Origin of the sequence: Aeromonas sp. 603404, from assembly GCF_049171775.1 — a bacterium.
GTDB lineage: Bacteria > Pseudomonadota > Gammaproteobacteria > Enterobacterales > Aeromonadaceae > Aeromonas > Aeromonas veronii_A.
In genome coordinates this window covers 60,231-73,787 of record NZ_JAAKPE010000012.1, presented here as the reverse complement: position 1 = coordinate 73,787, position 13,557 = coordinate 60,231, and the positions used below count along the sequence as shown (strand labels likewise).

Annotated in this window: 12 protein-coding genes; 2 read left to right on the top strand and 10 right to left on the bottom strand. The window is 59.8% G+C overall.

Going from position 1 to position 13,557, the window contains the following annotated elements; all coding sequences use genetic code 11:
• Positions 1 to 4 precede the first annotated feature (4 nt).
• On the bottom strand, positions 5 to 535 hold the full coding sequence (hpt, locus tag G5306_RS15525) for a hypoxanthine phosphoribosyltransferase (RefSeq protein ID WP_005335618.1): 531 nt from the start codon (positions 533 to 535) through the stop codon (positions 5 to 7).
• A gap of 201 nt (positions 536 to 736) precedes the next feature.
• Here hpt and G5306_RS15520 point away from each other — a divergent pair, with 201 nt between their 5' ends.
• Positions 737 to 1,351: a TetR/AcrR family transcriptional regulator gene (locus G5306_RS15520; RefSeq protein ID WP_042079938.1), complete on the top strand. Its 615-nt coding sequence runs from the start codon at positions 737 to 739 to the stop codon at positions 1,349 to 1,351.
• A 73-nt stretch (positions 1,352 to 1,424) separates the two neighbouring features.
• Here the strand turns inward: G5306_RS15520 and G5306_RS15515 are convergent, their stop codons facing one another.
• Positions 1,425 to 2,036, bottom strand: a complete 612-nt coding sequence (locus tag G5306_RS15515; protein WP_421313115.1) for a flavin prenyltransferase UbiX — start codon at positions 2,034 to 2,036, stop codon at positions 1,425 to 1,427.
• On the bottom strand, positions 2,033 to 3,403 hold the full coding sequence (mpl, locus tag G5306_RS15510; RefSeq protein WP_421313114.1) for a UDP-N-acetylmuramate:L-alanyl-gamma-D-glutamyl-meso-diaminopimelate ligase: 1,371 nt from the start codon (positions 3,401 to 3,403) through the stop codon (positions 2,033 to 2,035). Before mpl ends, G5306_RS15515 begins: the two co-directional genes overlap by 4 nt.
• Positions 3,404 to 3,661: 258 nt before the next feature.
• Between mpl and G5306_RS15505 the strand changes: the two genes are divergently transcribed.
• Positions 3,662 to 4,363: a phosphatase PAP2 family protein gene (locus tag G5306_RS15505; RefSeq protein ID WP_421313113.1), complete on the top strand. Its 702-nt coding sequence runs from the start codon at positions 3,662 to 3,664 to the stop codon at positions 4,361 to 4,363.
• Positions 4,364 to 4,432: 69 nt separating this feature from the next.
• On the opposite strand, the gene galE is transcribed toward G5306_RS15505, so the two are convergent.
• From galE to barA, 7 genes are all read right to left on the bottom strand, one after another.
• Positions 4,433 to 5,446, bottom strand: coding sequence for a UDP-glucose 4-epimerase GalE (galE, locus tag G5306_RS15500; protein WP_040097369.1), 1,014 nt, complete (start codon positions 5,444 to 5,446; stop codon positions 4,433 to 4,435).
• A 116-nt stretch (positions 5,447 to 5,562) separates the two neighbouring features.
• Positions 5,563 to 6,552, bottom strand: coding sequence for an FAD-binding oxidoreductase (locus tag G5306_RS15495; protein WP_421254531.1), 990 nt, complete (start codon positions 6,550 to 6,552; stop codon positions 5,563 to 5,565).
• Between the two features lie 121 nt (positions 6,553 to 6,673).
• A complete protein-coding gene (gene hcp / locus G5306_RS15490; RefSeq protein WP_421313128.1) occupies positions 6,674 to 8,323 on the bottom strand; it encodes a hydroxylamine reductase in 1,650 nt (549 codons plus the stop codon).
• Positions 8,324 to 8,612: 289 nt separating this feature from the next.
• On the bottom strand, positions 8,613 to 9,080 hold the full coding sequence (locus tag G5306_RS15485; protein ID WP_159164776.1) for a Dps family protein: 468 nt from the start codon (positions 9,078 to 9,080) through the stop codon (positions 8,613 to 8,615).
• Between the two features lie 155 nt (positions 9,081 to 9,235).
• On the bottom strand, positions 9,236 to 10,123 hold the full coding sequence (locus tag G5306_RS15480; RefSeq protein ID WP_421313112.1) for an N-acetylmuramoyl-L-alanine amidase: 888 nt from the start codon (positions 10,121 to 10,123) through the stop codon (positions 9,236 to 9,238).
• A gap of 34 nt (positions 10,124 to 10,157) precedes the next feature.
• The gene (locus G5306_RS15475; RefSeq protein ID WP_005335594.1) at positions 10,158 to 10,637 is read right to left on the bottom strand and encodes a DUF1456 family protein; all 480 of its coding nucleotides are present in this window, start codon (positions 10,635 to 10,637) and stop codon (positions 10,158 to 10,160) included.
• Between the two features lie 89 nt (positions 10,638 to 10,726).
• On the bottom strand, positions 10,727 to 13,444 hold the full coding sequence (gene barA / locus G5306_RS15470; protein ID WP_421313111.1) for a two-component sensor histidine kinase BarA: 2,718 nt from the start codon (positions 13,442 to 13,444) through the stop codon (positions 10,727 to 10,729).
• Positions 13,445 to 13,557: the final 113 nt, after the last annotated feature.

Sequence of the window (13,557 nt, the reverse complement as noted above, 5' to 3'; positions counted from 1 at the left end):
TGGCTTACTCCTGGGGTACCACTTTGCCGATAAACGGCAGGTTGCGGTACTTCTGGGCGTAGTCGATGCCACAGCCGACCACGAATTCGTCTGGGATGGCGAAGCCAATCCAGTCGACCGGCACCTGCACTTCGCGGCGGGAGGGTTTGTCCAGCAGGGTGCAGATGGCCAGGGATTTTGGCTCGCGCAGGGAGAGGATCTCGCGCACCTTGTTGAGGGTGTAACCGGTGTCGATGATGTCTTCCACGATCACCACATCCTTGCCCTTGATGTCGTCGTCCAGATCTTTGAGGATGCGGACGTCACGGGTGCTGTGCATGCCGGAGCCGTAGCTGGAGGCGGTCATGAAGTCCAGGGTGATGGGCAGCTGGCACTGGCGGCAGAGGTCGGCCAGGAAGATGCAGGAACCGCGCAGCAGCGCAATCATCACGACTTCGTCAGAACCCTGATAGCGGGCGGTGATCTCTTCACCCAATTTGGCGATCCGGGCGGCTACTTCAGCCTCGGAGATCATCACCTCGACGGTGTGTTTCATCACTTACTCCCATAAGGCCAAAGGGGATTTGGCCGTTCATGAATATCAAAACCGATGATTCTACCACTCATGTTGAAGGGTGCTAGAGATACGTGGTGCTTTTATCGGCTTATTTTAATTGATAGAGTTAGCAGGCACTCAGGCATGATTAGTTAAAATACTATAAACACCATAATCAATAACTATTAGATGATAAAAACTATGGAACCACGCGCAGAAATAAGACGTCGTACCCGGCTGTCGCCGGAAGCTCGTCGCTCCCAATTGATGGAATGTGCCATCGAGGTGTTCTCCCGTCGCGGCATTGGCCGTGCAGGTCACGCCGAGATAGCCGAACAGGCCAAGGTCTCTGTGGCTACCGTCTTCAACTATTTCAACACCCGCGAGGAGTTGGTAGATGAGGTGCTGGCCGAGATCGAACGCTTTGTGAACCAAATGCTGTCGCAGGCATACGGTGACCAGGGCTCCATTTTCGACAAGATCCAGCGTCATGTACGCCTCTCTGTCGATGCCGCCTACGATCAACCGGATTATGCCGGTATCTGGCTGGAGTGGAGCTCATCGGTTCGGGAAGAGGTATGGCCCCGCTATACCCGGCTGCTCGATCACTGCCTTGAGCTGATCGCCAGCGAGCTGCAAACCGCCATGGATGCAGGGGAGATCACCAGCGTGCTGTCAGCACAGGATCTGGCCCGCTCTTTGACCGGTTTTGGCTATGTGATGATGCAGATGATCAATCAACCTCAGCGCCCGGCGCGCCAAGAGGTGACTGATTTCCTGTTCAAGTACGTGACGGCGCCAATTCAGGCTCGCTAACACGGCTTAACGAAAAAACGGCGTCACTCATTGAGTGGCGCCGTTTTTTTTATGGCCGGATGTGGCGGTCAGCTCAGTGGTGGCCATAGCCCCAGCGGCGGGTTAGCTCATGCTCGACACCCAGATGATCGAGGATGCGGGCGACCATAAAGTCCACCAGATCCTCGATGATTTTCGGCTCATGATAGAAACCGGGCGCGGCGGGCATGATGGTCACCCCGAGCCGTGCCAGTTTCAGCATGTTCTCCAGATGGATCGCCGAGAAGGGGGTTTCGCGGGGCACCAGGATCAGCTGGCCGCGCTCCTTGATCACCACGTCCGCTGCCCGCTCCAGCAGGTTGTCCGAGGTGCCGTTGGCAATGGCCGAGACGGTGCCCATGGAACAGGGGCAGACCACCATCTGTTTGGGCGCGGCCGAGCCGGAGGCCACCGGCGAGAACCACTCTTCCTTGCCGCAGGCGACAATCTGCCCCTCCTTGGCGCCATATTGGCGACAAAGATAGGCAGAGAGCTCTTTCGGCGAGCCCGGCCAATCCTGCTGCTGCTCGGTTTTGAGCACCACACGAGCCGCCGATGAGGCGAGCAGGTAGACCAGATAGTCCGCCTGCACCAGACACTGGAGCAGGCGCAGGGCGTAGGGGGCGCCGGAGGCGCCGGTCAGCGCCAGGGTGATCGCTTTGTTCATAGTTCGCCGTGGTAATCCTTGAGGCGGGCGATCAGCTTGTCATGAATGCCGCCGAAGCCGCCGTTGCTCATGATCAGAATATGGTCGCCATCGCGGCTCTCGGCCACCAACCGGTTGATCAGGGTCTCCAGATCGTTGAATACCTTGGCCGGTCGGGTCATATGGGCGGTCACCTCGCCGAGATCCCAGCCGATGTTGGGCGGCTGGAAGAAGAACACTTCGTCGGCGCCATCGAAGCAGCCAGCCAGCTCCTCCTTGTGAACCCCCAGCTTCATGGTGTTGGAGCGAGGCTCCAGCACCGCCAGAATACGTGAGCTGCCTACCTTGGCGCGCAGACCGCCAAGGGTGGTTTCGATGGCGGTGGGGTGGTGGGCGAAGTCGTCATAGACGCTGATGCCAGCTACCTCGCCCTTGAGCTCCATCCGCCGTTTGGGGGATTTGAACTGGCAGAGCGCCGCAATACCATGTTCTACCATCACGCCAGCATGACGGGCGGCCGCGATGGCCATCAGGCCATTGTTGACGTTGTGCTCGCCGATGCACTCCCAGTGCACCTCGCCCTGCTTTTCGCCATCCAGCCACACCTCGAAAGCGGAGCCGTCATCGGCCAGCTTGACCGCTTTCCACTTGGCGTCGTCCTGACCCACCAGCTCCACTTCGCTCCAGCAGCCCATTTTGCGTACGGTGGTGAGGTTGTCATCCGTTTGCGGGAACAGCACCCGGCCGTTGCTCGGCACGGTACGCATCAGGTGGTGGAACTGGCGCTGGATGGCGGCGAGATCCGGGAAGATGTCCGCGTGGTCGAACTCCAGGTTGTTCATCACCAGGGTACGCGGGTGGTAGTGGACGAACTTGGAGCGCTTGTCGAAGAAGGCGCAGTCATACTCGTCCGCTTCGATGACGAAGAAGGGGGCGGAGCCGAGACGGGCCGAGACCGGGAAGTTGCCCGGCACGCCGCCGATGAGGAAACCGGGCTCCAGCTTGGCATACTCCAGCACCCAGGCCAGCATGCTGGCGGTGGTGGTCTTGCCGTGGGTGCCGGCAACGGCCAGTACCCAGCGATCTTGCAGCACATGCTCCAGCAGCCACTGGGGGCCGGAGATGTAGGGCAGATTGCGATCCAGCACATATTCAACACAGGGGTTGCCACGGCTCATGGCGTTGCCAATCACCACCAGATCCGGCGCCGGATCGAGTTGGGAGGGGTCATAGCCTTCGGTCAGTTCGATGCCCTGTTGCTCGAGCTGGGTACTCATGGGGGGATAGACATTGGCATCCGAACCGGTCACCCGATAACCAAGCTGTTTTGCCAACACCGCCAGACCACCCATAAAGGTGCCGCAGATCCCGAGAATGTGAATATGCATACCGCTTCCTTTCGCAGTAAAGGGAAGTGGGCATTCTAGGGGGTGTTGCGGTGGTGGCACAAGCCGCACTCATGGTGAGAGGCCCACAGATGACGCACTGGAGGCAGAAATATTGTCGCTGTCGCGGTGTGCGAGGCTGGAGTGGGTTGTTGGGTTTTATTTGAGGCTTGATTTTGTGTCGCACTTTCTTACAATTCTTCGGTTTTGTGACGCACCCTACAGTTTTACGATATCGCCCTTTTCAAACGGAGAGTCCCCATGGGCAAGTTCCTGCTTTGCTATCTGGTCGGTGGTCTGGTGGCCATCAGTTGGGCTGCGCTGCCCGCTCATGGTCCCTGGGATCAGTGGGACCTCGCGATTTTTCATACCGTTAACGGCTGGCTCGGCCAGTCGGTTCTGTGGGCCGATCTGGTGGCCATCACCAATAACCGGCTGTTCGATTTGGCGGTGTTGGCCTGTATGGGGCTGATCCTGGCCCGATGTTTCTTTGCACGGGATCTGGCAGGTCGTCGCCAACTGGTGGCGATGGGGATAGTGATGCTGCTGAGTGCACTGGTGATCAACCAGCTTGGCCACCGATTGCCGGTGGAGCGACCCAGCCCGACCCTGATGGTGGCCGATGCGCTGCGGGTGACCCAGATCAGTGCTATTCCGACCAAGGACTCTTCCGGTGACAGCTTCCCCGGGGATCACGCCCTGTTTCTGATGATCTTCGCCGGCTACGCCTTGCGTTATCTGCCGCGCTGGGCGGGAGTCACCGCATTGCTGATGGTGCCGATCTTTTCCACTCCGCGCATTCTGGCTGGCGCCCACTGGTTTACCGATGTCTATGTCGGCGCGTTGGGGCTGGCGACCCTCTGTCTGCCCTGGTTGCTGCTGACCCCGCTGGCGGATCGGCTGATAGAGCGCCTCGCCCCCCGATTGGCCCGTGTGCCGCTGTTGCGCAGTCAGACCCACTGATTGAACGTCGCAAAATAAAACGCCCCGACATGAAAATGTCGGGGCGTTTTGTTATCAACCCGCGAGAGATCAGCCTTGATAGCCGTTCGGGTTGTTGCTTTGCCAGCGCCAGGTATCGACCATCATCTGCTCCAGACCGCGCTCTGCCTGCCAGCCCAGCTCGGCACGGGCCAGCGTCGGCTCTGCCCAGCACTCGGCGATGTCGCCCGGGCGACGGGGTTTGATCTGGTAGGGAATGGGTCGGCCGCTGGCCGCTTCAAACGCCTTGACCATCTCCAGTACCGAGTAGCCTTGACCTGTACCCAGGTTGTAGGTGAAGACGCCGGTGTCGCTCTTGATGCGTGCCAGCGCTTTGAGGTGACCGATGGCGAGATCCACCACATGGATGTAGTCGCGCACGCCGGTGCCATCCGGGGTCGGGTAGTCGTTGCCAAATACCCCCAGCTCCTTGAGCTTGCCGACACCCACCTGGCTGATATAGGGCAGCAGGTTGTTGGGGATACCGTTGGGATCTTCACCAATCAGGCCGCTCTCGTGGGCGCCGACCGGGTTGAAGTAACGCAGCAGTACGATAGCCCAGCGGGGATCGGATTTGGCGAGATCGCGCAGGATCTCCTCCACCATCAGCTTGGAGCGACCATAGGGGTTGGTGGCGCTGGTGGGGAAATCTTCCCGCAGCGGTACCGAGGCGGGATCGCCATAGACGGTGGCCGAGGAGCTGAATACCAGCCGGAACACGCCGGCCCTGGCCATCTCTTCGCACAGCACCAGAGTGCCGCTGATGTTGTTCTGGTAGTAGGTGAGCGGGATCTGGCTCGACTCCCCGACCGCCTTGAGGCCGGCGAAGTGGATGACCGATTCGATCTGGTGGTTGGCGAACAGCTGCTGCAGGCAGGCTCTGTCCAGCACATCCCCTTCGACGAAGGTGACCGGTTTACCGGTGATCTGCTCGACCCGCTTGAGTGACTCCGGTGAGGAGTTGGAGAGGTTGTCGAGTACCACGACCTGCTGCCCCGCGCCGAGCAGCTCAACCAGGGTGTGGGAGCCGATATAGCCAGCGCCCCCTGTGACCAGTATTGTCATTTTTTATCCCGTGTTCTGGTGAAACTGGGGCCGAGTCTAGCGCCCCTGTCTACTTGGGAAAAGGTTGGGATACCGATGACGCCTTCACCGCACCTCACAAAAGCCTGCACCACGCCTCAATAATCGAGACTGATATCCCCTTTCGCGGTGCAGGAGCAGGCTAGAGCAACGCCGCTCTCCAGATCCTGAGCACTTAAGGTCATCACGCTCTGGCGCTCGATGTCACCTGTGGTGGTGCAACGACAGCTGCCACATACCCCGGCGCGACAAGCCGCCATTATGGTTTCGCCCGCCGCTTCCAGCGCCGCCAGCAGGGTCTGACCCGGCAGGATTTTCACTTTCTTGCCGCTCTTTTTCAGGGTTAGCCAGAAGTGGTCGCTGGTGGTCTTGATGGGCTCTGCTGGAGGAAGACCGAAGGACTCCTGATGCAGTTGCTCCGGCGGCAATCCCAGCTCTGCCAGCATGGCGCTGACCGCCGCCATATAGGGGGCCGGGCCGCAGAGATAGACATGGCGTTCGCGCAGATCTGGAGCCAGTTCGGCCAGCATGGCGGGGGTGAGTCGGCCAATCCAGGGGTGATCTGCTGGGGCATCTTCCAGAATCAGGGTATGCCGTACACCGGCATGGGCCTCAGCCAGTGCAGCCAAGTTATCTGCGAAGATCACATCTGCTGGCGAGCGGGCGCTATGAATAAAGCGGATATCGGCATCCGGCCGTTTGGCCAGCTCGTCCCGCAACATGGACCACATGGGGGTGATGCCGGAACCGGCGCTCAAGAGCAGTGGCCGTTCACAAGGCAGGGCGGTCAGGTTGAAGTCGCCAAAGGGACCATCCACCCGGATCTTGTCTCCCACCTGCAAGGTCTGATGCAGATGGTGGGAGACCCGTCCCACATCCTTGATGGTGACCTGCCAGCATGCATCCTGCGGGCTGGAGGAGAGGGTATAGGCGCGGCACTCCGGCTGGCCGTCAATCTCGGTATGCAGGGTGATGCACTGGCCAGCCAGTACGGGAGGGAGGCTGCCGGAAAGGGGCGCCAGCTGCCAGCTCACGACGTCGTGGGTGTTCTGTTGGCGGCCAATGCAGGTGAGCGTGAGAGAGGTCATCACAAGGCTCCTTGGGTTTGATAAGGTTTGAAACGGTTTGAAAAACGTCTGGTGAAAAAGCCGGATCCAGAAAAAAGGCGAGCCGGGCGGCTCGCCAAACGCTTACAACATGAGGTACCGATCAGGCCGCCAGGATCTCGGCCAGGTCAGCCTCGGCGGTGGTGGTCCCTTTCAGGCCAAATTGCTCCTCCAGTACCTTGAGCAGCGCCGGGGTGAGGAAGGCGGGGGCGGTTGGCCCGGTGCGGATGTCCTTCACCCCGAGGGAGAGCAGGGTGAGCAGAATGACGATGGCTTTTTGCTCGAACCAGGAGAGCACCAGCGTCAGCGGCAGATCGTTGACCCCGCACTCGAACGCCTCGGAGAGTGCCAGCGCCAACTGAATGGCGGAGTAGGCATCGTTGCACTGACCCACGTCCAGCAGACGCGGAATGCCGCCGATGTCGCCAAAGTCGAGCTTGTTGAACTTGTATTTGCCGCAACCCAGGGTGAGCAGCAGGCTGTCGCGCGGTGCCGCCTTGGCAAACTCGGTGAAGTAGGCGCGCTCGGCCTTGTCGCCGTCACAGCCACCCACCAGGAAGAAGTGGCTGATCTCCCCGGCCTTGACCTTCTCGATCACCGCGGGTGCTGCCTGCATCAGGGCGTTGCGGGCAAAGCCGATGGTGATGAAGTGTTCGAGTTCGGTGTGTTTGAAGCCTTCAAGCGCTTGGGCCTTGGCGATCACGGCGGAGAAATCATCCCCCTCAAGATGGGTTACGCCCGGCCAGCCGACGATGGAGCGGGTGAAGATGCGGTCCGAGTAGTTGCCCACGTTCGGGTCGATGATGCAGTTGGAGGTCATTACCACCGCGCCCGGGAAGTTGGCAAACTCTTTCTGCTGGTTCTGCCAGGCGGAGCCGTAGTTGCCCACCAGATGGGGGTACTGCTTGAAGAAGGGATAGGCCAGTGCGGGCAGCATCTCGCCGTGGGTGTAGACATGAATGCCGGTCCCTTTGGTCTGCTCCAGAATGAGCTTGAGATCCATCATGTCGTGGCCGGAGACCAGAATGCACTTGCCGGGGATCGGGGTGACCCTGACCCGGGTCGGCTCCGGATGGCCGAAGGCGCTGGTTTCACCGAGATCCAGCATCTCCATGATTTTGAAGTTGAGCTGACCGATCTCCATGGCACAGCTGAACAGCCGACCCATTTCGCTCGGATCTGTGCTGAGCCAGCTCATGATGCGGTGGAATTCGGCGGCCACCTCGTCACTCTGCTGATCCAGCACCCGGGCGTGCTCCATATAGGCGGCTGCGCCCTTGAGGCCGTAAAGGCAGAGCAGACGCAGCCCCATGATGTCCTCGTTTACCTCGTTCTTGCCCCGATTCGGGGCGGCTGGTGCGGCATGGGCAAGTTGTTCCAGCAGTTCGGCACCGGGTTCGAAGTAAGCGGAGTGTGGCAAGTCGTTTGCCTGCACCGCCATGGTGCTCAGACGATCGGCCAGCTGCTGGCGATAGGCGAGGGCCTGATTGACGTAGGCCACGATGCGATTCGAGTCGAAGTTGACGTTGGTGAGGGTAGCGAAGAAGGCCTTGGGCACGAAGGCATCGATTTCGCGATCTATGATGCCCTGCTCACGGGCGGCCAGCGCCCAGGCGCTGAGTCCCTGCAGGGTATAGATCAGCACATCCTGCAGATCCGAGGTTTCAGCCGTCTTGCCGCACATACCTTGTGCGTAGGCACAGCCGTTGCCAGCCGGGGTACGAATAGTCTGTTCACATTGCACACAAAACATCATGCCTCTCCTAATTGGACATTTCAGTTGTCTGTTTTGTGGCGATTCTATTCCTCTCGCGAAAAACTTAATAGGCATTCAATTTGCCAATTAAGATTCCCTTGATGCAGATCAAAAACAAAAAAAGCCGCCCAAACAGGGCGGCAAGCGGGTGGATAAAAGGAGAGACAACTCAGGTTTGCAACAGAACATAACAATCAGATGGATTGGGCCGTGGTCTGGTCAGGAGCTTTCGGCCCGGTGCTTACTCAAGCCAGCATACGTACGCTGTAGTCGACTTGGTTCACTATCAGGCCAGATAAGCGCGCAGCATCCAGACCAGTTTTTCCTGCTGCTGCACATAGTCGGAGAGGATGGAGGCTGTGCCCTCATCACCGGCTTCGGCGGCCTGACCCAGAATACGGCGCTGGGCGACCAGCAGTTCACGGAAGCTCTCCAGCAGGGATTCGACACAGGCGCGGCCATCGTGCAGCCCTTTTTGCTCCGGGATGGCAGAGACTTTCAGGTATTCACTGAAGCTGTGCATTGGCACGCCATCCAGGGTCAGGATCCGCTCGGCCAGTGCATCGACTTTCAGCAGCAGGTCGTTGTAAATCTCTTCAAATTTCAGGTGCAGTTCGAAGAACTGGTTGCCACGGATATTCCAGTGGAAGCCGCGCACGTTCATGTAGAGGATCTGGTAGCTGGCCAGTAATTTGTTCAACTCGGCTGCCAGGGCTTGTGATTGAGCAGTATCAAGACCAATCGGGCTTTTCATCATTCACCTCCAGATTTGGAAATCGGTTTGAAATTCTCTTTCGGAACGCAGTCAGAGTAACGCCTTGCAAAATGCAGGGACAATTGCTTGTGCCTAACTGTTTGATAGCTAAAGGCTATCAAACAGTACGCAGCAACGGGGGCAATGGATGAGGATTAGGGGAAGTATTTTTCCAGCAGCGCCATCAGGATGGCCTGACACTCGCGGTCCGGTTTGCTATCGACCTTGCTGGCGCGAAAGTGGAGTTGAAAGGCGCGCATGACGGCGCGGCTCTGCTCATCCCACTGGCCAGTCTGGGGCAGGCCATAGCCATAGCGGGCCAACTGCTGCTGCCACATGGCTGCATCCCAGTCGGGCAAGGGGCTGGCCAGCAACTCGGCCACCCGACCTTCATCTGGCCAGGCGCCGACTCCGTACGTCAGATAGAGCTGGCGCCAGGGGAAGTGGGGGCCGGGATCCTGCTTGCGCTCGGGGGCGACATCGCTGTGGCCCAGCACCTGGGTCGGTGGAATCTGGTAGCGGGCGACCAGCTCCCGACTGAGGGCGCCGACGGCGGCAATCTGCTGCGGGGTATAGGGTTGCCAGCGCCGCGCATCGGGGGCCAGCGGCTCATCTTCCGCTGGATAGCCGAGGTTGACGATCTCGATGCCAAGAGAGCTGGCATTGAGCCCGGCATATTGGTGCCAACGGCTGCGTCCCGCATGCCAGGCGCGCGCGCTGTCTGGCACCAGCTGATAGACGGTGAGCGGTGTTTTGTGGCTGTCGCGGGGGATCAGGTAGTGGGCGCTTACCTTGTGCTCCGGCTCGGTCAAGAGGCGCAGGGAATTGGCATCATCTTCATCGGTGTAGTGGAGGATCAGAAAGGCGATCCGCTCGTTCTGGTTGGCACTCTGATAGCGGGTAGATAGCTGGTACTCGGACGGTGTGCAGGCGCTCAGCAGCAGAACCAGTGGCAGAAAGAAGAGGGGAAGAAGACAGCGCCAGCGCAATCCCCCTGCCACAGCCAGGCTGCTGAACGTGGGAGGAGTGAGTCGCTGGCACATGTCGAAGGCCCGGTCTGGTCAGTCGCGCGGCTGGTTAGCCGCGGTATTTGGCCGTGAGACCGATCAGGAAGTTGCGCAGGATCTGATCCCCGCAATCCTGATAGTGCTTGTGATCCTTGGAGCGGAACAGGGCACTGAGCTCGGACTTGGAGAGGTTGAAGTCGGCGAGCTTGAGGGTGCCGAGCATATCCTCTTCCTTGAAGTTGAGACCGATGCGCAGCTTGCGCAGGATCATGTTGTTGTTGATCCGGTTCGGGATCACCTGGGCCGGTGCATCTTCGCGCACGCCGCGGCGGGCGATGATGAAACCGTCGAGGAACTGGCTCAGGGCCGAGTCGGGACAGGCGACATAGCCTGCCTCTTGCTCTTCACCTTCCGCCGCCTCTTTCATCAACCAGCTGTGCAGCTGGGCGTGAGTGACCGTCAGGTTGCCCTTGGCAAACATCTCGACCATCTGGTCGTTGCTGATGGTGAGGGCGTAGCGCAGACGGCGCAGAATATCGTTGTTGGTCATGCTGACTCCTGTGTAAACGGCGCAACTTTACCATCTGGCGGCCCTCGCGTCAGAAAAAGCGGGGGCCGATACAGTTCAGGTCAAGCTCATCAAGCTTTGCCGAGATAGCGGGGCGCCTCCTGGCGCACCAGTTCCAGCGCATCTTGCAGCTCCAGCAACTCGGGTTCCAGCTCGCTGACCGGCACGCCGTCGCGTAGCTGTTGCTCCAGCTGGGAGAGCAGCCGTTGCAGCCCCGGCACCCCGGAATAGGCACAGCCGCCGTTGAGGCGATGGAGCTGGGCCAGCACTTCGCTATCTTCAATTTCGCCAGCCAGCGCGCTATCCAGCACCGGCTCGACCTCGTCAAAACTGGCCAGCAGCATGGTCAGCATCTCTCTGGCGAGATCCTCTTTCCCCGCCGCCTGCCGCACAGCCAGTGCCCAGTCGATCTGCTGGGCACCATCATTCTGGTGGCGACGATGGGCAAAGTCGGTGATGAGCTGGGCCAGCATGCTCTCGTCGATGGGCTTGGCCAGATAGTCGTCCATCCCCTGCCGGATCAGCCGCTCCCGTTCGCCGGGGATGGCGTGGGCGGTCACCGCCACGATCGGGGTGGTGGTGTTGAGGGACTGGTTGCGGATCGCCTGGGTGGCGCTGATGCCATCCATGATCGGCATCTGGATATCCATGAAGATGATGTCGAACGGCTGGCTTTGTGCCTGCTTGACCGCCTCCTTGCCGTTTTTGCACACCACCACCTGACTCACCATCTCCTTGAGCATGGCGGCGATCAGTTTGAGGTTGGCGGCGTTGTCATCCACCGCCAGCACCTTGATTGGCTGCAACTGGCGCGGTGCAGGCTGGGCGGGCAGCTTCTGGCGGCTCGATTCCGGCGAGAGCAGGGCGTGCAGCAGCTTGCGGTGGTTGACCGGTTTGGAGAGACAGTGCTGGGCGCCATGGGCCAGCATCGCTTCATAGAGCGCCGGCTCGTGGCTGCTGAGCAGCACTATGGTGTTCTGCTGCTGGCCGTTCAGTCTGTCGAGACGGCCGATCACCTGCTGCGGCGTATGCAGGGTGCTGCTGCCGATGATCACCATCTCCTGCTCGCTCATCTCGGGCCAGGGATCATCGCTGGTCAGTGGGTGCACGTCGAGGCGCCACTCCGCCAGCAGGGCGAGCAGAGAGGCTTGCGCGAAGGGATCCGGTTCCAGCAGCCAGAGCCGTTTGCCACGGATCCGATCCAGCGGCAGTTGATCGGTCTGGGGCAGGGGGGAGACCTCCACATCCAGACTGAACGAGAAGATGGAGCCTTTGCCGAGTTCCGATTCGAAGCGGATCTGGCCGCCCATCTGCTGCACCAGCTTCTGGGTGATGACGAGGCCCAGGCCCGTGCCGCCATAACGGCGAGAGATGGAGGAGTCGGCCTGATTGAAGGCCTGGAAAAGCTGATGTTGCTGCTCTTGGGAGATGCCGATGCCGGTATCACGGATCTGGACGTTGAGCCTCACCTTGTGGTTGCCACTGCCGGTCTGCTCGATATGGACATCGACGTTGCCCTGTTCGGTGAACTTGATGGCGTTGCCGGTGAGGTTGGTCAGCACCTGTTGCAGACGCATGGGGTCGCCGGTGAGGTAGTCCGGCACATCGGCATCCACCCGCAGGGAGAGCTCCAGCTGCTTGTCGTGGGCGCTGGGGCCGAGCAGGTGCATGGTCTCGTTGAGGGTGTCGCGCAGGCTGAACGGGATATGCTCCAGCTGCAGCTTGCCCGCTTCCAGCTTAGAGAAGTCGAGGATGTCGTTGATGATGCCAAGCAGGTTGCGCGCCGACTTCTCGATGGTCTGCATGTAGTCGGTCTGGCTCGGGGTCAGGCTGGTTTTCAGCAGCTGGCGGGTAAAACCGATGACCCCGTTGAGCGGGGTACGCAATTCGTGGGACATGTTGGCCAGAAACTCCGACTTTACCCGCGCCGCCTCCTGCGCCCGCTTCTTGGCCATGTCGAGCTCGACGTTCTGGATCTCGATCTGCTCCAGGGTTTCGCGCAGGTCAGAGGTGGCCTGATCGATATTCTGCTGCATCTCTTCGTGATATTCGGAGAGCGCCTTGGCCATGGCGTTGATGCCGTTTTTCAGCATATCCAGCTCGCCGGTGAGCTGGCCGCTGACCCGGGTATCGAGGCGCCCCTCCCTGATCTTGTGCACCGCCTGCACCATGTTGGTGATGGGCTGGGTCACGCTCTTGACCAGACGGAAGCCAAACAGGGTGCTGAAGGCCACCCCGATGAGCACCATGATCACCGCAAAGAAGGTGTCGCGGTATTGCAGCAACATGGCCCTATCGGTCGCCATCTGCATCGAGATGTAGCCGATCATCGGCGGCTCTACATCGCTGGGCAGCGGGAAGCCATCCAGACTGGTTTCAGCCTGGATCGGGGTGCGCAAAATGATGTCGTCCCCCTGAAACGTCACGCTGGTCAGATCCGGAATGGGCTCGCCATCGGGCAGTCTGAGTCGGGTGAAATCCCGGTGATAGTTCGAGGTAACGAACAGCTGGTTGTCCTGGGTGAAAACAGCGATGGACTTGATAAAGGGAGAGTTCTTGCGATGGGTCAGACCAATCAGCCGCTTGAGGGATTCTCGGCTGTGCTGGGTCATCCCGTATTCACTGGCGATTGCCAGTGGTTCGATGATGTTGATCCCCTGATCAATGAGGTTGTTTTCCAGCTGCTGGTAGCGGTGGAAGGTGAAGTAACCGGCCATCAGGCCACCGATGATCAGGGTCGGCAGGATGGTGAAGGCGAGAACGCGTGCTCTCAGGCCATATTTGGTCATACGAACAGGCCACCAGTGAACAGGGTTGGCGATAGGGTTGATGGCAATACACGGGCTCTGTGGCCGTATTTGGTCATACTATTATTCTTGTGGGACAATACCCGGCAGCAGAT